The following is a 21380-nucleotide window of genomic DNA, read 5'->3' as shown; positions in this document are numbered from 1 at the left end:
TTTATAGTTTATTAAGAGATTCCTGAATATTTTGTATGTTTTTGTTTAAGAGTGCTTTGTAATTTTCTATTCTTTCGTTATATCCATCGTCGTTACTTTTTTTAAAATTGTTAAAATCATCTAGTAGTTTTAGTTCGTCCTGCATCTTCTGGACAATTTTTTCGAATCGAATTTTCTTGTATTCGTCATTGATAAAAAAATATCGTTTCCGCTCATCCATTTTGTTGTGGTCTACGATAAGCTGTGCATTCAACAGTAATGAAATGCTTGTAGAAACAGAGCTTTTGCTCGCAGAGAGCACTTCAACAAACTCGTCAAAAGTAATTCCTACTTTCTCATAATCAAAAAGAAGGTAGGAATAAATTTTTGAAGCTAAAGGGGGTAAGCTGAACACGGTGCCATAGAATTTTACGGCATCCTGAAAAATTTTTTCATCAATTTCTATACTTTGGTGCATAATATAAAAATTTGAGCAAAAGTAGAAATTAGTTCAGAACTAAACGAACAAACCCGATAGAGATTATAAATACAGGCTGTTTTAAAAATTCAATGGAAATGGATTTAACTTTTTGCCTAAATTATAATCTTTTCAAAAGCTTTCCTCATTCCGTCTTTTAAAAGAACCTCTCCACAATAAGAATATCCTTTGCTTTCAAGGATCTTCAGCATGGCAATATTATCATAGTTGGTGTCTACTTTTACACTCTGAATTCCGTGAGATCTGGTAAAATCTTCAATATGATCAAAAAGCTTTTTGGTCATCCCCTGTCCTGCAAATTTTTCATCGATGGCGATTCTGTGAACCACAACAAATTCTCCGTCACTGAGCCATGCTCCTTCAATAGAACTGTAAGCCGGTTCGTCATTAAGTATGAGTGCTGCGTATACAGCAATTTCTCCGTCTACCGTCAAAACATATGCGAATCCTTTTGTAATATCACTTTCCACGGTATCCTGGTTAGGATATCCGTTTTGCCATTGCGTGCTGCCATCCTGTTTTCTTCTTTCAATAGACTGCTGGATGATTTTCCAAATAATGTCCCGGTCTTCAATTTCCGCTTTTCTTAGTTTAATTTCTGGATTCATATTGTTTAATGATCGTATGATTAATTAAAAAACCGAAAATTAATTTGTATTAATTTTCGGTTCGAAGTAGTAAAATTTAAAATTATGAAATTGTTTTATTGTTTTTCATTTTGTTGAAGGAAAGCATCAATTATTTCGAATGCCTTCTTTTCATTATCTAAATCCACCATTAATTTCAACGACGTAGCAGTCGGTGTTGTAGTAAATGTAAGATAACCATTTTCAACTGAGTTTGTAATTTGTGCATCATCCAATTTAGACTTAACCAACTGAATTTCTGAAGGGTTGTCACTTTCATAAACAGACACTCTCGTACTTCTTTCCATATTCTAATTGTTTGAGTATCTAAATGTACAATGTTTTTTTGTAAATTACAAATCTTTGGATTTAAATTTTATTAATATTATTTTCAATTTTATCCAGTGCCAATTGGATTTCTTCCTGTGTTACATTCAGGTGTGGTCTGAATCGTAAAGACTGATCACCACACGGAAGAATGATCAAACCATCATTGAATAGTTCGTTCATCAGATGATTTCTCTGGGCTGCAGATGGCAGATCAACGGCACACATCAATCCTCTTCCTCTGGCATTAGAAATTTTCTCCGGATATTTTTCAGCAAGTGCTTTCAAACTGTCTAACAGGAAATTTCCAACGACTCTTGCATTCTCAACAAGGTTTTCGTTTTCAATCACTTCCATCACTAGCTGAAAACGAAGCATATCAATAAAGTTTCCTCCGAAAGTAGAGTTAATTCTTGAGCTTTCTCTGAAAACATTGTTAGGAACCTGGTCAAATTTTTCTTTATTGGCTAAGACTCCGCAAACCTGAGCTTTTTTACCGAAAGAAATAATATCCGGTTTGGCTGTAAAGTGCTGGAATGCCCACATTTTTCCTGTAATAGCGATCCCTGTCTGAACTTCGTCAAAAATAAGTAAGATTTCGTTGGTGTCACAGATTCTTCTTAATCCCAATAAGAATTCATCTCTGAAATGGTTGTCACCTCCTTCAGCCTGGATAGGCTCGATGATGATACAAGCCACTTTATCCGGATTCATCAAAATAGCTTCTTCGATCTGAATTAAAGCAAGATTTTCGTTTTTGATGGTTTCTTCCAGGTTTTCTTCTGTGATCGGGAATGTCAATTTCGGATTTAAAATCCTTGGCCAATTGAACATTGGGAAATATTGATACTTTCTTGGATCTGAAGTATTGGTTAAACTTAAAGTATAACCACTTCTTCCGTGGAAAGCTTGTTTGAAATGAATACAGATTCCAGCTTCAGTCTGAAGTCCTTTTTCAAAATTTTTGCGGGTCTTCCAGTCGAAGCATGCTTTCATGGCATTCTCCACTCCTAAAGTTCCACCTTCGATAAAGAAAGCATATTGTAATTCTTCAGGAATAACCACTCTTTCGAAAACTTCCAAAAAGTGAGCATATTCCTCCGAATAAACATCAGCTAAGGTAGGTTTGTTTACAGCCATTCTCCCCAGCCATTCCGATCTTTCTACAAGATACGGATGATTGTATCCAACGGAAGCTGAAGCAAACATAGAGAACATATCCAGATACTCTCTGTCTGTCAATTTGTCGTAAAGCCATGATCCGTGTGATTTCTCAATATCCATCACAAAATCAAAACCGTCTGCCAAAACGTGTTTTCCTACTGTTTCTTTTACTTTATTTGCTTTTATATCTAATGTCTGTTCCATAATAAATTGATGTGTGATTTAATAAGTGAATGATGAAATGATCCTTGATGAATCTCTTCATCATTCGGTTATTAATTTTTGTTTTTTGTTTTTTTGAGTGCTTCAAGTAAAGCTTTTATAAATCAAATTTAATCCCTTGTGCTAAAGGAAGTTGTGCGGTATAATTTATAGTATTAGTTTGTCTTCTCATATAGTACTTCCAGGCGTCAGATCCTGATTCTCTTCCGCCTCCGGTTTCTTTTTCACCTCCGAATGCACCTCCGATTTCAGCTCCTGAAGTTCCAATATTAACGTTAGCAATACCACAGTCTGAACCTGAATGAGAAAGGAATAATTCTGCTTCTCTAAGATTTTGCGTCATGATTGCAGAAGAAAGTCCCTGAGGAACATCATTCTGAATGGCAATTGCCTCTTCTAATGTTTTGTATTTGATTAAATATAAAATCGGGGCAAAGGTTTCGTGCTGAACAATTTCGTACGAGTTTTTCACTTCTGCAACACATGGTTTTACGTAGCAACCTGATTCGTAATCTTTTCCGGTTAAAACTCCGCCTTCAACAGCGAATTTACCTCCTTCTTTTTTACATTTCTTGATCGCTTCTTCGTATTGGTTTACAGCGTCAGTATCAATCAGTGGACCTACGTGGTTGTTTTCATCCAATGGATTCCCGATTTTCAGCTGCCCATAAGCTTTTGTCAGTCTTGTTTTTACTTCATTATATACACTTTCGTGGATGATCAATCTTCTTGTTGAAGTACATCTTTGCCCTGCAGTTCCTACGGCTCCGAAAACAGCTCCGATAATTGACATATCAATATCTGCTTCTTTGGTAATGATAATAGCGTTATTTCCTCCTAATTCAAGAATAGATTTTCCGAATCTTTCAGCTACTTTAGAAGAAACCATTCTTCCCACTCTTGTAGAACCGGTGAAAGATACTAAGGCTACTCTTTTATCATCAACCAGTTTCTGTCCGATTTCATGATCCGATACCAAAACACTTGAAACGCCTTCAGGAAGGTTATTTTCCTTAATGACCTCCATCATGATATTTTGACATGCGATAGCACAAAGTGGTGTTTTTTCTGATGGTTTCCAGATGGTAACATTACCACAAATCCATGCTAATGCTGTATTCCAGGACCACACAGCCACCGGAAAGTTGAATGCTGTAATGATTCCCACCACCCCAAGCGGATGATATTGCTCGTACATTCTGTGACCAGGTCTTTCAGAATGCATCGTATATCCCTGAAGTTGTCTGGAAAGACCTACTGCGAAATCACAGATATCAATCATTTCCTGTACTTCACCAAGTCCTTCCTGTAAGGATTTACCCATTTCATAAGAAACAAGTTTCCCCAGATCGTCTTTATATTCTCTTAGTTTTAATCCCAATTGTCTTACAATCTCTCCTCTCTTGGGAGCCGGGATCAGTCTGAATTCCTGAAATGCCTTTTGAGCAGTTTCAATTACTTTGTCATAATCACTTTCTCCGGAAGTTTTTACTTTAGCAATCAATTTCCCGTCTACAGGTGAGATACTTTCTATGGTCTTCCCGGAGGCGAAATATTTTCCGCCTACAGAAGTGCCTTTATTCTCATCTTTAATACCTAGGTTTTTGAGTGATTTTTCGATTCCGAAATCCTTTACTTTTTTTGACATAAAATCTTACTTTTCGTTCTCTCTAAAGATAAAAATATTATGCGAACCTCAAAACTTAAATTTTTACGTTGTTTTTTATTTGGACTAATTATAAACATGCTTATCTTTGCAGGGTAATCTTTTTGATATTCACCAATGGAAAATTCACAAGAAAATAACTCAAAGCTTAAAAAATGGTTCAAGCGTGTTGGATGGGCGGGATTAGCTTTCTTTACCATCAAAGGATTGATTTGGCTTGTCATATTCTACTTTGGAGCCGATACGCTTCAAAGTTGCATGAAATAAAAAAGCAGAGATTATTCTCTGCTTTTCTTTTTGTATTAGGTTAATTTGTCCCGTTTTTTACAGTTTTTACCGAAATTATTATTCTTTTTTCTTTCTTCCCGAATTGACCAGACTTTGATGCAGCAGATATTCAATCTGCCCATTCACACTCCTGAATTCATCATTTGCCCACTTTTCAAGGAGTTTATAAGTAGACTCATCTATTCTTATCACAAAAGATTTTTTGCTTTTGTTTTCGGAAGAGTTCTGAGCTTTTTCTGATTTCATTTTCTTGTTTTTTTAACACAAGAGCCGATTACTATTTCAAGACTCTTACTTTATACTATTTGCTGTTAATTATACAGAGTTCCTGCATTTAATATGGGTGTAGCTGCTTTTTCACCACAAAGAACCACCATTAAATTGCTGACCATTGCTGCTTTTCTCTCGTCATCAAGTTCAACGATATTATCTTCCGAAAGCTTTTTCAACGCCAAATCTACCATTCCTACAGCTCCTTCTACAATCTTAGTTCTGGCAGCAACAATCGCAGTCGCCTGCTGTCTCTGAAGCATTGCTCCTGCAATTTCCGAAGCATAGGCTAAGTGAGATATTCTTGCTTCCTGAATCACAATTCCGGCTTTCGAAAGACGGTCTGTAAGTTCCTGCTCCAAAATAGAATTGATCTTGTCCCCTCCTTCTCTCAAAGTGATTGGTGCATGATCATCCTCCAGATTGTCGTAAGGAAAACTCATCGCCAGATGACGCACTGCTGCTTCACTCTGCATTTTTACAAAATCTGAATACCTTTCAACATCAAATGCTGCCTTATAAGTATCTCCTACTTTCCATACAATCACAACGGCAATTTCAATGGGATTTCCCATTTTATCATTTACTTTCAGCGTCTGTCCCTGTAAGTTTTCAGAACGCAATGATATTTTCTGTGATGAATAAAGAGGATTGATAAAAAACAATCCGTTCTCTTTTACCGATCCGACATATTTTCCAAAGAAGTTTAATACTCTTGAATGATTAGGTTGAATAATCATTAAGCCTTTTAAAAAGAAACACGAAAGCAGAAAGCAAAGCATTGCGATAATAACGTACACTATACTCTGATCTACTCCGGAAATAAAGAAATACACCGATGCAACAAATAATGCAAGGCAGATCACTAACGTAATATAACCCGACATGGGTTTTAATGTTTTTTCCATGATTGAATTTTTAATTTGATATTATTTTGATATCATAAAGATCGCAATAAATTTTGAATTGTGGATAAAAAATTTTGTTTTTTTGAGGGGCAATATTTAGGGTATGAGGTATGCGATTGTGATTTTTTACAATGATTACGAGCTGAGATCAAGAGATAAACGTGATATTCGAAAAGGCCTTATCATTAATAAAACCACAGATCATACAGGTTTTCACAGATGTTTGCGTTTTATATATTACTGTGATTTGTTTTTATTATTATGATACTTTCTCCATGCACCAGCATCTGTGAAAATCTGTGGCTAATAGTTTTTGGTTTTTTAATTATTGAAACTTTCCCATGCGCCTGCATTCTAATTATTCACAAGCCACATCTCAGAGAAAAGACAATATTTTATCTTTTATTTATACAAAAAAATCCCGGAAAGTAACTTCCGGGATTTAAGTAATATGGTTAAAGATTATTTCTTCGTCAATATTTTAAACTTGAAATAAGAAACAGCTGATAAGGTAATCATGGTTGCAATTCCGATGTATACCCATGCTGGTACCGGAACAGGATCACCCGCTGCATAGGAGTGAAGTCCGCTTAAGTAATAATTTACTCCAAAGTATGTCATTACCATCGAACAGAATGCAAACATCGTCGCTACGTGGAACGCCCATCTGCTTCTTAATCCCGGAACCAATCTCATGTGTAATACGAAAGCATATACCATAATTGAGATGAAAGCCCATGTTTCTTTTGGATCCCAGCTCCAATATCTTCCCCAAGACTCATTCGCCCAGATTCCTCCTAAGAAGTTCCCTACTGTTAAAGCAAAAAGACCTATTGTTAATGACATTTCAGAAACAATTACCAATTCTTTCAACGTTGTATCATGGTGAATTTTATACGTGTCTTTATTTGAAATAATATAAAATACAAGAGAGATAACGGCAATAATCATTGATAGAGCAAAGAAACCGTAACTCGAGGTAATAATGGCAACGTGAACGATCAACCAGTAAGATTTCAATACCGGAACAAGCGGCGTAATCTGCGGATCAAGCGCTGAACCTCCGTGCGCAAATCCCATCATAATAACTGCTACCATAAATCCGGCTGCAGGAATTAATGCATTGGAATTTCTGTACAGGAATAATCCGGCTGTAATCCCTACCCACGAGATGAATATAATAGCTTCATATCCGTTACTCCAAGGGGCGTGTCCTGAAATGTACCATCTTGCAACAAGACCCAAGAAATGGCATAAATATCCTATTAAACCAACGGCAATAATTACTTTGATGATTTTGTTTAATACTTTATTTGGCTTAAATAATTCAATAAATCCTAAGATGAGAAGAAGCCCTCCAACAAGAGTGTAGAAAATTAATAGTTTAAAATTAATATCCGCTTTATTCATAAAAACCTCAAGATCTACTTTAGATTTTGCAGGAACAACTGCTTTACCCCATTTTTGCTGATATTCTGAAAGTTTTGCCAATTCTGCATCTGCTTTGGTCCAGTCTCCGGTTTTCTGAGCAGTCAAAACTTCTGCAAAATAAGGCCCCATTACCTGTTGAGATTCCATGTCCGGTTCAAATTTCTGATCCAACCATGAGTGCCATGTGTGATTTGCATCATTTTTCACGGGAACAATTCTCATAAATTGGCCACTGAAAAACTCATTAAAGATCTGTACTCTTTCATTTACAGCAATTACTTCTTTATCATAGTTTGTCTGCTCAGCAGGTTTTTTACGGAATGCTGTATTGTAGTCGTGTTCTAAAATATAAGTCAGATTACCATTTGCATCTGCCGGGAAAAGGTTCATTAATGAGGTATACTCATCATCATTAGCCTTTGTTTTCTTTTTCAGTTCGTCACCTCCTTTTGGTCCCACTTTGATCATTGGCACCATAGTCCAGCTTGGAGTATCCGTATTGATAGAAAGGAACCATTGGTTTGCAGTCAGATATTTTCCATCTGTACCTTTGAATTTATCTTTCTTATATAATTTTCTTAAAACATCTAATGCTTCAGTATTGATAGGAACAATTCTTCCTTCAAAACTCTGCACTAAAAGATACCCAAATTTATCTGCATGGGCTTCAGTAATCTTATTTCTAGCAATGATTTCATCTGGAGAAATTGATCTCATTTTGCTTAACGGAGCGGCGAGTGAATTTTGTTGTGGAGCAGTATTTCCTGAATTTTGAGCTTCAGGAGCCGGTGCATGATTATGCCCATCACCTTCAACATGAATATGTTCTCTGCTTCCGTCGGTGGTACCGTGCGTCTCAATTTTTTGTGCATTTAAGCCTAAGCTTAGAAACAAGAAAAGTACTGCTGCTACTTTTGTTTTCTTTTTATTGGCATCTGCAAGCATTTTATTCAGTTTCCAGAAATGAGTTCCTTTCCAGAAGAAAATAATAAACATTCCTAAGAATAGCATTGTGTATCCGATGTAAGAAATCAAAGTTCCCCAGTAATCATGGTTTACAGAAAGTACGGTTCCCATTCTGTCAGGATCAAAACTTGACTGGAAGAAACGGTATCCTTTATGGTTAAGAACGTGGTTCATATAAATTTTATAAGGAGTTTGCTTCCCTTCATCAATGATTTTAACGTGACTTTCATATGCACTTGGAGATGAACTTCCCGGATATGTTTCCATTACGAAGTCATCAAGTTTTAGTGCGAAAGGCGTATTATACACTTTAGGTCCGAAACCAACCATAATGTTTAAACCATCCATGGTAACCTGTTTGTAAGCATTTGGATTTCCTTTTTCAACAGAAAGATCAACAATCTGCTTTGTTTTTGGTCCTTGTAATTCAATCTGCAGCATATCAGGAACGTTGGCATCTTTCTTTCTATCCCCTTCAATTGCCATCAATCTTCCTTTTTTAAGCCCTTCAGGAACAACCAGTTTCAATTCGTTGATGGTATATAAACTTCTCATTGCCAAAGGCTGAAATTCATCTTTCTTGGTATTTCCGGTCGCCTGTGTTGCCATCGTCATAAAGCTGGCATCAACAGGAGTTTTGATGAATAATTGACCCCCTTCTTTTTTGAATTCTACAGCGCCTTCAATGGCTCTGTTGAATGTAACCAAAGTTCCGTTGATAGATTTCGTTTCCCCCGGTTTGATATAAATATTCTGTCTTCCGGTGCTTCCCGTTGAAACAAGGTGAAGATATTCAGCACCGTTTGGTTCAGCTACGAGGCTGTCTTTTTTCCTTTGAATATATTCCTTTGCAAAAGCTTTTATTTCTTTTCCGTGGAAGTCATACGTTGCACTGAAATCCTTGTGCAAAGGAGACATTAAATAAGGAACATCCTGATAATTAAGAACATCACCCTTTTCCTCGATCTGGATTTTAAAGAAGTTTTTATCCGTTACGATTTCGTTGGATGTTTCCCCTTCCCTGATGTGCATAGTTCCTTCAAAACTGATGTATCTGGTAATAGCACCACCGATAAAGATGAAAACAAAGGCAAGGTGAAAAACCAACACCGGCCATTTTTCTCTTTTCCAAAGTCGGTATCTTGCGATATTTCCTATGAAGTTGAGAATGAGCAGAACCATGATCAGTTCAAACCATTTTGCCTCATAAATTAAAGCTTTTGCTGTGGGAGTTCCGTAGTCGTTTTCTAAGAACGTTGCATAAGCCATTGCAAATGCGTACACCAGCAACAATACAGCCATTGTTCTGGTTGAGATAAGAATATCTTGGAGCTTCTTCATGATTTATTGTACTTGACATGCAAAAATAAGGATGATAAAGCACAAAGAGCTTAAAAAAAGCTGTTTTTTGTCATTTTGGCCTGAGTTTTGCTTATTTTGAACCATTCTTAATAACATTGAAAATATTGGGAAAAATTCAATTCCTAATTCCGAAAAAATATAGATTCATTATGACTATATTAGCGATTGAATTATTCTATACCCAACATTTAACCTTTCTATAAAAAATTGATACCAAATAAGTTAAGCAAATTTGAATTTATTTGACTTCTCAAAAGTCATTTTATCAATTCGTTGAGGCAAGTTATTTATACTTACAAATTAATCATTCTATCTGTATAGCGGTAAAAAATCAAACAGGCTTCTTACAAGAGTTTTTTTCTGATTTTACTTAAGAATTCATGGGTTATTCCCAAATAAGAGGCAACTTGCTGTTGGGTCAGCCGTTGTTCCAGTCCCGGATATTTTTCCAAAAACTCCAGGTAACGCTTATCAGCTGTCTTTCCGGTTAAAGAAAGAATTCTTCTCTGTAACGCCACTGACGATTGCTGATTCATGATTCTGAAAAGCTTCTCTATCTGGGGCATGGTTTCATACAAAAAATCCTTATCCTTCTTGGAAATCATCAGCACCTCGCTATCTTCAAGTGCTTCAATATTCAATATAGACGGTACATGATTGATCAGGCTATCAATATCAGTAATCCACCACCCTTCTACAGCAAAATATAAAGCCTGCTCAAATCCGTTTTCATTCAGGTAATACACCTTGAAACAGCCATTCAGTACAAATCCTTCAAAAAGACAATAATCTCCTTCTTTGAGAACAGTTTCCTTCTTTTTAAATTTTTTCAATTCAAATGGTTCAGCAAACTGCCTGAATTCTTCTTCAGAAAGCTCAATGTATCTGCTGATATTTTGGTAAAGTAGGCTAGACATGATTGTATTTAAACAAAATAAAGATACCGTTATTATCGATATCTTTATCTTTTTGTATTGGATTAAAATTATTTTTCGCTGATAAAATCATAGGTTGAAATAATACCGGCATAAAGGCTTCCAAGTGCTGAGATCCCAGCTAAAAAAGACCTTTGAATCTCTGAAGCTTTCACCACCTGTCCATTTAATTCCCGATCTCTTGTTGCTGTAGCATCTCCAATAATCGTATTGTGAAAGCCAAAATCAAACGCTGCTCTTGTAGTGGCTTCCACACAAACGTCTGTCATCATTCCGGTAATCACCAGATTTTTGATATTTTTCGAATGCAGATACTTCAGAAGATCCGTTTCTCTAAAACTATTGGGGAAATGTTTAATAATAATCTTCTCGCCATTTTGTGGTGAAACGAAAGAATTTATTTCCACTCCGGAAGTATCCGGAAGAAAAAAAGCAGCTCCTTCATTAATTGAAACATGCATGATATGGATTACCGGAAGATTATTCTTCCGAAAATACTGTAAAACTTTTTGTGCATTTTTACCGGCTTGCTCAGCTCCTTCTAATTCCATTTTCCCTCCTGGAAAATAATCATTTTGTACATCGATAATTAATAGTGCAGTGTTTTCCATTTTTCTTTTTTGTTGTGCGTTCATTAATACTAGTGAAATTAATATCAGACATAAAGTCAATATCCTTTTAAAGGTATTTTTCATTGGTGAAATTTTATAAGACAAAATTATAACCTTACTCATTCCTGACCTTTGAACTAGTTCAAAAAAGTAAAAAAACCGGAAGAAAGTCCTCCGGTGTCAAATAATAGTTAAACTATTTCCAATAGCTCCATTTTAATCCGTCAAATACTGCCATTGTTTTACTGACAGTATCATAACACATCATCCCCGGATATGGATTTTTAACATTAATATGAGGTGCTGCTATTTTAGGAAGAATAAGGGCTTTGTTAGAAGATTCTAAAACCAGAACTCCCGGAGCAGGCGTTGTAGCAGATCCCATAATAATTCTGTTGGCTCCGGGAATCTCCGCATTTGTATTGAAAGCCACATCAGCAACAGAACCCGGATCACTCAATGGAATCCAGGTAGATTCTGTATTCATTTTTACTACTTTATCATTTTTATCCATTAAGATTGTTCCTGCAACAGCATCCGTTGGAAGCGTTTCCACAATAGGCAATAGAATACCTTTTGTCGTATTGGGAGCAAAATCTAAAAGACCGTCACCGTCCACCTGAGCTTTTTCAACGGCAATCTGTGCGGAAATCAATCCGGTATAAAACAATATTGTGATTACGATTATTTTCTTCATTACTTTGGTTTTAATCATTACAAGATCTAGTGATACAATGCCAACCTGTGCCGTTATATAACTTAAAGCATTTGTCTGCTGTGTCATAAATCAGCATTCCTTCAACCGGTATTGCTATGCTTACTGAAGTTGTTCTGGTGATAACCATTCCTTTATCTTTTGACTCAAGAGCAATAAATCCGTTGGGTACATTCCCCGGCCAACCATTCTGAATATTGGTTTGTCCTGTGATTCCAATTCTTGTAAAAGCATCCGGAGTTCCTGTTGCCGGATCTTTGGTACAATAGGCTTGATGGCTCATGCCAAATGTGAAATATTTGTTTTCCGGGAAAGAATAATTAAATACCGCTTTACTACCAGCAAGACTTGCTGGAGAGATCATTTCTACATTTTGTGTAAACCCTGCATCATCTGCGATCATCATATATATATTATCCGTAGATGAGATATCCGTATATTTTGAAAGATCAGCCTGCAACCATACTGAACCGGTATCATTAGTTTTCTGTGCCAGCCATATTCTCTTAATCATTTTGATAGAACTTACTCCAACATTTACCAGACTGAGATCCTGAACATTATTATCTCCGATTACCAAAAAAGTTTTATCCTGTGAAAACGAAGTTCTGCCTGCAGTGACGTTAGGTGAAATAAAGTCATTCGTTGTTGCAACGGTAAGCATTATATTATTCTCTTCATTAATACTGTTACTTACCGTTTGGTTCAGGACAGACATATCATCTTTTGCCAAACCAAAAATATTATGGTTAAAAGCGATATTAACAGCAGAATTCCAGGTGACTGCCTGATCAGAGCTTAAATAATTCTGCGGCTGTGATAAGGTGACCCCATACTTAATGGCCAGATAAGAATTTACTCTTTGTCTTTCCTCAGCAGTTTGGGTTTCCGAATACAAAATAAACTCCCCGATCCGGTCACCGGCAAGCGAAGTTGAACCTGATCCACCGTCATTATCCATCAAAAGAACCAATCCCGGATAATTTTTTGTAGAAGCAACACTATTGGAAGGCTCTCCGTACGCCAAGCCGTTATTATCAAAAAAATATTTCATGCTTCCTCCCACTTCTTCATTATAATAGGATTGAATGCTCGGCACATTACTTCCTACGGTACTGATAGTCTGGGTTCCAAAATAGACGTCACCATATTCCTTTTCATTATAAAATTCAGGACGATCTGTTTGAGTTCCAAAAAATGGAGATTGCCAGATTCCGGCAATTTCGGAAGTATTTGAACTTTGAGCAGTCCCGTTCATTACAAAAACAGTCCTGTAAGCAGTAGGTGCTGTTCTGGAAAGATGTGTATATGAAGTGAGAGATGTGATGGTATTATCCGGAAAACCGGAAGGGAATTTATATCCTGATCGGTAACCGTTCGTACTTACAATTTCTATGGCCGGATTAAAATTAAATGCGGGAATAGTTTCCGCGGTCCGATAGACAGGTCTTGCGTTAATCCCGGGATCGGCATAATAACCGGGAATACCCTGGTTGGCAATCCCATTTGCCCCACCCGTTCTTTGATTCTCCCAAATGGAAACTTGTGTATGATCCGTTGTTGTAGCTGTACCTGCATCGGCTTTTACCCATATCTGGAGATTATTGGAAACTCCACCGGGAGATTGTGCCCATAGCATAAAGTTGCCCAACAAGAACACAAATAATAACTGCTTTCTCATTGATGTATTTTTAACGTTATTGTCTATATTTCTAATCAGCTACTTAAAAAAACATGCTGACTAACAGGAATAGTCGAAATATGGAAATTGATTAAAATAAAATTATTGAAAAATGTTGTGAACTGATCACTTTCGTTAAAAAGGCTGCAGTTACAACTTCAATAAGTCTCTAATCCTTAGATGTTCTCACAAAGATAAAGCATATTTTTTAATAAGATTTCAATAATTTGGTTTAAAAAATTAATAAATTTAGTTTATTTAACAAAAATAAAACTACATTAACAATACCCAGACTAACAACAAATTTAAAATATCAATCCTTACATTAAGAATGGCTATTTTTTTTTCACGCCCATAAGGTTTGATTAACATTTTATCATCCTTCTAAAGTAATACAATGAAGGAATAGCTATCAATTAATATAATTTAACAAGTCTGAATTTGGATAAACAAAAAAAATTGCCTTATTTTATTTGACTTAACAACGGAAAATATTCTCCTTACTAATTTTAAATAATCACAGTAAAAATCGGGAATTGCAAAATGTTTTTTGAAGAAAAAAAGATTCTTTTAGTATTGAAAAAACATTAAATTTGCGACATTGATATTATGGATAAAAAGACACAAAAAAAACAGACTGAGACACCGGAAGCAAGCCGGATTTTATCTAAGCCACGTATCTTTTTCGGGCTTACCTTTATACTATTCTCTATTATTTTAGCTTTATCATTCATTTCTTATTTAATGAACTGGAAAGCAGATCAGAGCCAGGCAGGAACTATGCTTGACAAGAGTATAAAATCTTCCAATATTTTTGGCAAAGCAGGAGACTGGTTTGGAAATATCTTCATATTTGAAAGTATCGGTATCGCTTCATTTATTATTGCTTTCTTATTCCTGGTAGTTGGAACTTTAATTCTTAAAAAGAAAATGTTCAAACCTTGGAAAACGATTGGTCATTCTTTGTTTTTTATCTGCTGGCTTCCAATTTTCATGGGTGCACTTACAAAAGGACAAGGTGTTCTGGGTGGTGTATATGGATACCAGATTATGGACTATCTTAATTCCATTATCGGAACCGTGGGTTTATGGACGGTATTGGCAGCAAGTATTCTTTTATACTTTATTTTAGAATTTAATCTTCGCCCAAGTTCTATCAAATCAAAACTGAATAAGATCAATGAAAGCACCATCGGAAAAGTAAGATCCATGATGCCCGATTCTGATGAAGATTTTGAAGCTGATGAAGAACTAAAAGAGGAGGCTGAAGAGGAGCTTTCAAATATTACGGTAAGTGAGGTACCAGATTCTATTCCTAATAATAAAATTAAAGAACAGGAACCAGTAAATGTTCCAAAAGGATTCCCTGAAGTTCCGGTTTCTACGAATATAGAGACAATCAATACGCCTAATCATACTTCTTTTGACGATGAACCTAAGGAGGTGGCTCAATCGGTTAGTCTGAATATTGCCACAAAACCGGTTGTTCCGGTTTCAACTCCGGAAGAAGCTTTTGATATCAGGCCTTCTACCCCACCGGTTCAGAACAATACCGCTGCACAGGAAAACATTAAATTCAATGTAGAAGTAGCTCCGGTGATTGACATCCTTGATGATTCGGACAAAAAATCTCAGGAGCTGGTAGAAAAACATGGGTTGTATGATCACAAATTAGATCTTGCCAATTTCCATATGCCACCGGTTGACTTGTTAAAAGATTATGGAAATGAAGAAATTTCCATCAACAAAGAAGAACTTGAAGAGAACAAAAATAAAATCGTCGGACTGCTTAAAAACTTTAACGTAGGTATCGCAGAAATCAAAGCTACGATCGGGCCAACCGTTACTTTATATGAGATTGTTCCGGAAGCCGGGATCAGAGTGGCTGCCATTAAGAAATTACAGGACGACATTGCCCTTAACCTTTCCGCTTTGGGAATCAGAATTATTGCACCCATGCCAGGAAAAGGAACTATTGGTATTGAAGTTCCACGAAAGAATCCAACAATGGTTTCTATGCGTTCTGTGATCGCTTCTCATAAATTCCAAAATACGGACATGGATCTTCCGGTAGTTTTCGGAAAAACGATCTCCAACGAAATTTTCATGGCTGACCTTGCCAAAATGCCTCACTTACTGATGGCGGGAGCAACAGGACAAGGTAAATCTGTAGGTATTAATGCTATCCTGACTTCCCTTCTTTACAAAAAGCACCCAAGTGAGCTGAAGTTCGTGATGGTTGACCCTAAAAAGGTAGAACTTTCATTATATTCAAAAATAGAAAGACATTATCTGGCAAAACTTCCGGATGCTGAAGAAGCGATCATTACGGATACCAACAAAGTAATCAACACCCTGAACTCTTTGTGTGTTGAGATGGATACCAGATATGATCTTCTTAAAAATGCATTCTGTAAAAACTTAAAAGAATACAATAAAAAGTTTGCAGAGAGAAAATTAAATCCGGAAAACGGACACCGTTTCCTACCTTACATTGTTTTGGTGGTGGACGAATTTGCCGACCTGATTATGACTGCAGGAAAAGAAGTTGAATTACCGATCGCCAGATTGGCACAGCTTGCGAGAGCGGTAGGAATCCACCTTATTGTGGCAACACAGCGACCTTCAGTGAATGTAATCACGGGTATGATTAAAGCAAACTTCCCTGCCAGGGCTGCCTTCAGAGTAATCTCCAGTGTAGACTCAAGAACAATCCTTGATTCTCCGGGTGCTGATCAGTTAATTGGTAAAGGAGATATGTTGTACTTCAACGGGAATGAAATCTTAAGACTTCAGTGTGCTTTTGTAGACACACCGGAAGTGGAAAGAATTGCAGAATATATCGGTGAACAAAAAGGGTATGCATCAGCATTCTTGCTTCCTGAATATGTTTCTGAAGATTCAAACAGTAGTACTGTGGGAGCTTTTGATCCGAATGAAAAAGATGCTTTATTTGAAGATGCAGCAAGAATTATTGTTTCTACACAGCAGGGATCTACTTCAATGCTTCAGAGACAATTGAAACTGGGATATAACAGGGCCGGAAGAATTATGGATCAACTGGAAGCAAGCGGTATTGTAGGAGGCTTCAACGGAGCTAAAGCAAGAGAGGTTTTGATCAGTGATCTTCATTCTCTTGAACAGTTCTTAGAAGATTTAAGAAACTAATAACCCAAAAATGATTCTTATATGAAAATCATAAAAAAACACACATTCAAATTATGCCTTTTAGCATTCTCTTTAACGCTGTCATCATGTGCATTGAGATCCGTTCCCAGCGAATATAGCTCTGTGAACTTAGACGTTATAGATAACAATACTTTAGGAAATGGCAACATATTGATTTATAATGGCGCAGGAATTCTTCACAAAATGGATAATACCGCTAGATTGAATATTGGAATTGATGGTAAATCATTAGGACAAATCAAACCAAGAGAATACGTTATTGTCAACTTAGAAAAAGGGAAACATGAGTTCACCGCTCTTCATATCGACATGGTGAATATGAGAAGTAAACATGAGGTAGAAATTAATGATAATACAAAAGTGATTAAAATTGAACCTACAATTACTTCGAATAAACTAACGGTAACCAATGTTTTGCCTGAAAAATTTGAAACCTATATAACCAGACCAGATAGAAAATAACGTAACGTATTTATTTTCAACCATTGAAAAGGATAGGATTAATCTTCTAAATTCTTTGGAACAGTTTTTGAAAGATTTGCGTCAATAAGGGAAGAATGTACATTAATTCATTCCTTTAGAGTTTAAAAATGTTTAAAGATTATTAAATTAAAAAATGAAAAATATTATTTCAAAAGTTATATTAGGAAGTTTTGTAGTAGGTGCAGTAGGTATGGCAAATGCTCAGAAAATAGATGCAAAAGCTAAAAAGATATTGGATGATATTACAGCCAACTATAATTCTAAAAAGAATTCTTACTTCAAATTTTCTTTTGGAAGCGGTCTTAACGAGCAGGTCACCAAAACCGAACCCGGTATCTATTATTCGGCAGGAGATAAATATAAATTGAAGATCATGGATACGGAACAGATCTTTGACGGAAGTAAAATCTACAACATCAATGCGGATGATATGGAAGTGACGATTGCAAAACCTAACGGAAGCACAGCGCTCTTCTCCCCCATCAACTATCTTACTACTTATAGAAATGATTATAACGTAACTTACAACGGGAAGAAAATGGTAAATGGGGTAAATGCCGATTTTATTAAACTGACTCCTGTAAAATCAAACGGAATAAAGTATGTTTATCTTTTTGTAGACTCTGCCAAGAAACAAATGGTAAAGCTTGAACAGCACGGAAGCAATAAAGATGTTGCAGTGATTGCTATTAAAGAATACAAAGAAAACCAGGATCTGGATCCTAACATGTTTGTTTTTGACAAGAATAAGTTTAAAAACTACGTAATTACAGAACTATAAAAAGCTGAATGCAAACCGCTAAATGGTCATTTTACCACTTTGCAGTTTTGCTTTAGAAAAAAAATAACAAAATATAAGAAGCCACAAGTAAACTTTGTGGCTTTTTGATTAATTTTGGCGCATGTTAAAAATACTAGACCGATATATCATAAAAACCTTCTTTGGACCGTTTTTCTTTATATTCAGCGTATTGTTTTTCATTTTCATTGTAAACATTATCTGGGTTCAGTTGGGGCAGTTTATGGGAAAAGGATTGAGCTACTGGCAGATCCTGAAACTTCTTTTTTACCTTGGGGTAAACGTTATCAGTATGGTTCTCCCGCTTACGATCCTGTTGGCCAGTATTATGTCGTTTGGAGAATTTGGAGAACGCTACGAGCTTGCCGCCATGAAAGCAGCAGGAATCCCTTTGACAAGAGTTATGACTCCTTTGCTGGGAATTGCCACAATACTTGCAATCATGCTTTTCTTTTTCTCAAACAATATCATTCCTGACTTTCAGAAAAAGGCAAAAAACATGCTTTTTAATATTGCTCAGACCAAACCGGCGATTAACTTTACTCCCGGTCAGTTTATCGATCAGATCCCCGGTTATATGGTGAAGTTTGATAAAATCTACGGTGAAAACGGTGAAAATATCGAAGGGGTTTTTGTCCATAAAAAAGCAAGCAGTTATGAAAACCAACAGTCTGTCGTTGCAGAAAAAGGAAAATTTGTACCTGCAGCGAATAAAAGTTTCCTGAAGCTTGTTCTGTACAACGGATATGTATTTGAGGATAATTTTGCAGGAAAAGGAGATAATGTAAGACAAAAGCAACCTGATCAGGCGATCAAGTTTGATACTCTGGTTTCCCATTTTGACATCAGTGAAATTATTGACAAAGCCATCGAAAAAGAACAGATTACCGATGACTACCGTTTCCAGACCTATAATCAGTTGAATGAAACCATTTCGAAAAGCAAAAAGGAAAATGAGTTATTTTTCACCAATGTGGGTACCGACGTTTTAAGCCAGACCAATTCAGTAATCAGCTATATGGATAAGGGTAACAAGCCTAAAGTTACCCCAAAAAATCAGATGAAGCTGGACACCGTGAAAGGTGATAAGAAGCTGGACATGATCTATAACTCTTATAACAGGCTGGATAATCTGAAAACAACTCTGGAATCTAAAAAGAATGAATTCAGTAATAATGTAAAATATTTCAGTAAAATTGTCATTTACCAGCAGAGGATTGTTTCCTATTCTGTGACTTGTATTATCTTTTTCCTGATTGGAGCCAGCTTAGGATCCATCATCAGAAAAGGAGGAATGGGACTTCCGGTGATCATAGCCATCATTATTTTCATTGTCTTTTATGTATTGAATGTAGGAGTTGAAAACATGTCATGGAGCGGAAAAATGAACCCTTATCTTGCGGCATGGCTTCCTAACCTTATCCTTCTTCCGTTTGGAGTCTGGATGACTTTTAAAGCACTTACCGATTCACAATTATTTGATGCTGAAAAATACAAGGCATTCTTTAAACCGGTTATCAAACTGTTTGTTAAGAATAAAGAACATCAACGATATCAGTAATTGTCATTTAAATTTCAAAATTGAAATAAATTATAAAAAAAGATTCAGAGTTTTTCTGGATCTTTTTTATTGATTTTTGTTAAATTTTTATACTTATTATAATTTTCAATATAAAAAATTATCTTTGCGAAGATTAAAAAAATAACCATGAAGAAATTACTACTTATTGCCTTTTTCGGGCTTGTTTCTTTGAACATCTACGGTCAGGAAGAAACAGATACTTATAATGGTCAGAAATTCGGATATATCATTGATAAAGCAGGAAAGAAAATTGAAGGTGTTGTTCGTCTGCACGGAAGCTCATATAGCCCTTGGCAGAACCAGCTAAAAGTGAAATTCGGAGCTGCTTCGGATATTGATAAAGTAAAAAACAAAGTAAAATTTAAAACCTTCGATGCAGATGATATTAAAGAATATATGGTGTATGAAGGAGATACTCCACGAATTTTCCAGGCTGTAAAATACTCAAATATGAGAGAAGCCCTGAACAGCTCGGAAACGTCAACCGGATTAAGTGCAGGTTTCAAAGCCCTTAATAATCTTTCAAGAACTTCTCAGTTTGCAGAAGTTGTAACAGAAGGAAAAATTATGGTGTACAAAATCTATGGATATCCTACTGCCGTAACAGCAAATTCAGCCAACGGAATTTCCCAGGCAGAATCCGACAGACTCCGCAATAACCCGGAATATATTTATTCAAAAAAAGGAGGAAAAGCAGAAGAATTGACACCCGCAAAAGCAAAAATCATTATCGCAGATTGTCCTTACACAAAAGCTAAAATGACCAAAGGCGAATATGGTTCTTTAAAAAATGAAGCGAAAAAGAGAACGGGTCTTGGAAAATTCATCAGAGATGAAATTACCAATTCTACAACAGACAAACTTTCATTGGTCAATGAGGTGATCTACGATTATAATGAAAACTGTAAATAAAATATACTGAAGGCTTTCGATTGAAAGCCTTTTTTCGGCTCATTATTTATTTTATATTTTTGCCATTCACCAAACCATCTGTTTTATGAAAGCAATATTCTTCGCAGTCAGTCTGCTTTTCATTTTTTCATGCGAAAAAGAAAAAACACATCAAAACAAATCTGATGCGGCAAACAAAAGTATTGTCAGAAATGATCCACAGCAAAATATTACAACAAGCTCCATTGATCAGATTAAAAAAGATTATGCTTTTCTCCAGACCCAATTAGAATTGAAAAAACTAAGTTCTTCAAAATTCACTTATGACTGTAACGAAGAACCTTCCGGTGAAGTTGTTTTTTATTCAGATCAAGATGAAATTAAAGTTATAGAGCATTTTTTCGCAGAGCATAGCCACTTCTCAGGTTCTGAAAAATATTTTATTAAAGATGGAAAGCTATTTTTTATTTTCAGACAGGAAACCGTATGGAATTTTGATGGTGGAACTCCGGAAAAGCCAATTACCAAAGATGATATCACAGAAACACGTATTTACATTCACAATGATAAACCATTGAAATGCATCGAAAAAAAATACAGTATACAATCAAATCAAAAAGAAAAAACTGTTCCTGATAATATTCCCGGTAAAGAGGTTCAATGTAACATTAATGAGCTTCTAAAAACCTATCAATCCTTACTAAGACATAAAGACCAGAAAGGAGCCATACAATGTCTTTAAAAATAGAAAATGTCTCCTGCATATGAGGAGACATTTTGTTTTTT

Annotated in this window: 19 protein-coding genes; 7 read left to right on the top strand and 12 right to left on the bottom strand. The window is 35.9% G+C overall.

What is annotated here, in order from left to right; translation table 11 throughout:
* Nucleotide 1 precedes the first annotated feature (1 nt).
* The 5 genes from EG342_RS16950 to amaB form a co-directional block, all read right to left on the bottom strand.
* On the bottom strand, nt 2-457 hold the full coding sequence (locus EG342_RS16950) for a transcriptional regulator (protein ID WP_103292619.1): 456 nt from the start codon (nt 455-457) through the stop codon (nt 2-4).
* Between the two features lie 116 nt (nt 458-573).
* Nucleotides 574-1086, bottom strand: a complete 513-nt coding sequence (locus tag EG342_RS16945) for a GNAT family N-acetyltransferase (RefSeq protein WP_103292620.1) — start codon at nt 1084-1086, stop codon at nt 574-576.
* A gap of 95 nt (nt 1087-1181) precedes the next feature.
* Complete coding sequence (locus tag EG342_RS16940; RefSeq protein ID WP_103292621.1) at nt 1182-1412, bottom strand: DUF2007 domain-containing protein; 231 nt, start codon at nt 1410-1412, stop codon at nt 1182-1184.
* A gap of 61 nt (nt 1413-1473) precedes the next feature.
* Nucleotides 1474-2799 carry an L-lysine 6-transaminase gene (lat, locus tag EG342_RS16935; RefSeq protein ID WP_103292622.1) on the bottom strand — a complete coding sequence of 442 codons (1326 nt, stop codon included), beginning with the start codon at nt 2797-2799 and terminating at the stop codon, nt 1474-1476.
* A gap of 115 nt (nt 2800-2914) precedes the next feature.
* Nucleotides 2915-4465 (bottom strand): L-piperidine-6-carboxylate dehydrogenase, encoded by a 1551-nt coding sequence (gene amaB, locus EG342_RS16930; protein ID WP_103292623.1) that lies wholly within the window; start codon nt 4463-4465, stop codon nt 2915-2917.
* A gap of 135 nt (nt 4466-4600) precedes the next feature.
* Between amaB and EG342_RS25805 the strand changes: the two genes are divergently transcribed.
* Nucleotides 4601-4750, top strand: a complete 150-nt coding sequence (locus tag EG342_RS25805) for an FAM210 family protein (protein WP_164465198.1) — start codon at nt 4601-4603, stop codon at nt 4748-4750.
* A 78-nt stretch (nt 4751-4828) separates the two neighbouring features.
* On the opposite strand, the gene EG342_RS16925 is transcribed toward EG342_RS25805, so the two are convergent.
* The 7 genes from EG342_RS16925 to EG342_RS16895 form a co-directional block, all read right to left on the bottom strand.
* Nucleotides 4829-5017, bottom strand: coding sequence for a type II toxin-antitoxin system antitoxin (locus EG342_RS16925; RefSeq protein WP_103250095.1), 189 nt, complete (start codon nt 5015-5017; stop codon nt 4829-4831).
* A gap of 65 nt (nt 5018-5082) precedes the next feature.
* On the bottom strand, nt 5083-5949 hold the full coding sequence (locus EG342_RS16920; protein WP_103292624.1) for an SPFH domain-containing protein: 867 nt from the start codon (nt 5947-5949) through the stop codon (nt 5083-5085).
* Between the two features lie 462 nt (nt 5950-6411).
* Entirely contained in the window at nt 6412-9687 is a 3276-nt protein-coding gene (locus EG342_RS16915) for a cytochrome c biogenesis protein CcsA (protein WP_103292625.1), read from the bottom strand.
* Nucleotides 9688-10052: 365 nt separating this feature from the next.
* On the bottom strand, nt 10053-10625 hold the full coding sequence (locus tag EG342_RS16910) for a Crp/Fnr family transcriptional regulator (RefSeq protein WP_103292626.1): 573 nt from the start codon (nt 10623-10625) through the stop codon (nt 10053-10055).
* A gap of 68 nt (nt 10626-10693) precedes the next feature.
* Nucleotides 10694-11254 (bottom strand): cysteine hydrolase family protein, encoded by a 561-nt coding sequence (locus EG342_RS16905; RefSeq protein ID WP_246008644.1) that lies wholly within the window; start codon nt 11252-11254, stop codon nt 10694-10696.
* Between the two features lie 196 nt (nt 11255-11450).
* A complete protein-coding gene (locus tag EG342_RS16900; protein WP_103292681.1) occupies nt 11451-11951 on the bottom strand; it encodes a hypothetical protein in 501 nt (166 codons plus the stop codon).
* A 10-nt stretch (nt 11952-11961) separates the two neighbouring features.
* Nucleotides 11962-13650: a hypothetical protein gene (locus tag EG342_RS16895; RefSeq protein WP_123868125.1), complete on the bottom strand. Its 1689-nt coding sequence runs from the start codon at nt 13648-13650 to the stop codon at nt 11962-11964.
* A gap of 609 nt (nt 13651-14259) precedes the next feature.
* On the opposite strand from EG342_RS16895, the gene EG342_RS16890 reads away from it, so the two are divergent.
* From EG342_RS16890 to EG342_RS16865, 6 genes are all read left to right on the top strand, one after another.
* On the top strand, nt 14260-16818 hold the full coding sequence (locus EG342_RS16890; protein WP_103292629.1) for an FtsK/SpoIIIE family DNA translocase: 2559 nt from the start codon (nt 14260-14262) through the stop codon (nt 16816-16818).
* A 21-nt stretch (nt 16819-16839) separates the two neighbouring features.
* Nucleotides 16840-17301 (top strand): hypothetical protein, encoded by a 462-nt coding sequence (locus tag EG342_RS16885; protein ID WP_103292630.1) that lies wholly within the window; start codon nt 16840-16842, stop codon nt 17299-17301.
* A 154-nt stretch (nt 17302-17455) separates the two neighbouring features.
* Complete coding sequence (locus tag EG342_RS16880; protein ID WP_103292631.1) at nt 17456-18103, top strand: LolA family protein; 648 nt, start codon at nt 17456-17458, stop codon at nt 18101-18103.
* Nucleotides 18104-18224: 121 nt separating this feature from the next.
* The gene (locus EG342_RS16875) at nt 18225-19682 is read left to right on the top strand and encodes an LptF/LptG family permease (RefSeq protein ID WP_103292632.1); all 1458 of its coding nucleotides are present in this window, start codon (nt 18225-18227) and stop codon (nt 19680-19682) included.
* A 147-nt stretch (nt 19683-19829) separates the two neighbouring features.
* Complete coding sequence (locus tag EG342_RS16870) at nt 19830-20615, top strand: hypothetical protein (RefSeq protein ID WP_103292633.1); 786 nt, start codon at nt 19830-19832, stop codon at nt 20613-20615.
* Between the two features lie 85 nt (nt 20616-20700).
* Entirely contained in the window at nt 20701-21336 is a 636-nt protein-coding gene (locus tag EG342_RS16865) for a hypothetical protein (RefSeq protein ID WP_103292634.1), read from the top strand.
* Nucleotides 21337-21380: the final 44 nt, after the last annotated feature.

The organism is Chryseobacterium lactis (assembly GCF_003815875.1).
GTDB classification, from domain to species: domain Bacteria; phylum Bacteroidota; class Bacteroidia; order Flavobacteriales; family Weeksellaceae; genus Chryseobacterium; species Chryseobacterium lactis.
The sequence above is the reverse complement of the archived record's forward strand: the minus strand, read 5'-3'. Positions and strand labels throughout refer to the sequence as shown.

What these genes read in the sequence shown, in the direction of transcription:
- EG342_RS16950 (WP_103292619.1), bottom strand. Translation starts at nt 457, where the DNA reads ATGCACCAAAGTATAGAAATTGATGAAAAAATTTTTCAGGATGCCGTA.
- EG342_RS16945 (WP_103292620.1), bottom strand. Translation starts at nt 1,086, where the DNA reads ATGAATCCAGAAATTAAACTAAGAAAAGCGGAAATTGAAGACCGGGAC.
- EG342_RS16940 (WP_103292621.1), bottom strand. Translation starts at nt 1,412, where the DNA reads ATGGAAAGAAGTACGAGAGTGTCTGTTTATGAAAGTGACAACCCTTCA.
- lat (WP_103292622.1), bottom strand. Translation starts at nt 2,799, where the DNA reads ATGGAACAGACATTAGATATAAAAGCAAATAAAGTAAAAGAAACAGTA.
- amaB (WP_103292623.1), bottom strand. Translation starts at nt 4,465, where the DNA reads ATGTCAAAAAAAGTAAAGGATTTCGGAATCGAAAAATCACTCAAAAAC.
- EG342_RS25805 (WP_164465198.1), top strand. Translation starts at nt 4,601, where the DNA reads ATGGAAAATTCACAAGAAAATAACTCAAAGCTTAAAAAATGGTTCAAG.
- EG342_RS16925 (WP_103250095.1), bottom strand. Translation starts at nt 5,017, where the DNA reads ATGAAATCAGAAAAAGCTCAGAACTCTTCCGAAAACAAAAGCAAAAAA.
- EG342_RS16920 (WP_103292624.1), bottom strand. Translation starts at nt 5,949, where the DNA reads ATGGAAAAAACATTAAAACCCATGTCGGGTTATATTACGTTAGTGATC.
- EG342_RS16915 (WP_103292625.1), bottom strand. Translation starts at nt 9,687, where the DNA reads ATGAAGAAGCTCCAAGATATTCTTATCTCAACCAGAACAATGGCTGTA.
- EG342_RS16910 (WP_103292626.1), bottom strand. Translation starts at nt 10,625, where the DNA reads ATGTCTAGCCTACTTTACCAAAATATCAGCAGATACATTGAGCTTTCT.
- EG342_RS16905 (WP_246008644.1), bottom strand. Translation starts at nt 11,254, where the DNA reads ATGGAAAACACTGCACTATTAATTATCGATGTACAAAATGATTATTTT.
- EG342_RS16900 (WP_103292681.1), bottom strand. Translation starts at nt 11,951, where the DNA reads ATGAAGAAAATAATCGTAATCACAATATTGTTTTATACCGGATTGATT.
- EG342_RS16895 (WP_123868125.1), bottom strand. Translation starts at nt 13,650, where the DNA reads ATGAGAAAGCAGTTATTATTTGTGTTCTTGTTGGGCAACTTTATGCTA.
- EG342_RS16890 (WP_103292629.1), top strand. Translation starts at nt 14,260, where the DNA reads ATGGATAAAAAGACACAAAAAAAACAGACTGAGACACCGGAAGCAAGC.
- EG342_RS16885 (WP_103292630.1), top strand. Translation starts at nt 16,840, where the DNA reads ATGAAAATCATAAAAAAACACACATTCAAATTATGCCTTTTAGCATTC.
- EG342_RS16880 (WP_103292631.1), top strand. Translation starts at nt 17,456, where the DNA reads ATGAAAAATATTATTTCAAAAGTTATATTAGGAAGTTTTGTAGTAGGT.
- EG342_RS16875 (WP_103292632.1), top strand. Translation starts at nt 18,225, where the DNA reads ATGTTAAAAATACTAGACCGATATATCATAAAAACCTTCTTTGGACCG.
- EG342_RS16870 (WP_103292633.1), top strand. Translation starts at nt 19,830, where the DNA reads ATGAAGAAATTACTACTTATTGCCTTTTTCGGGCTTGTTTCTTTGAAC.
- EG342_RS16865 (WP_103292634.1), top strand. Translation starts at nt 20,701, where the DNA reads ATGAAAGCAATATTCTTCGCAGTCAGTCTGCTTTTCATTTTTTCATGC.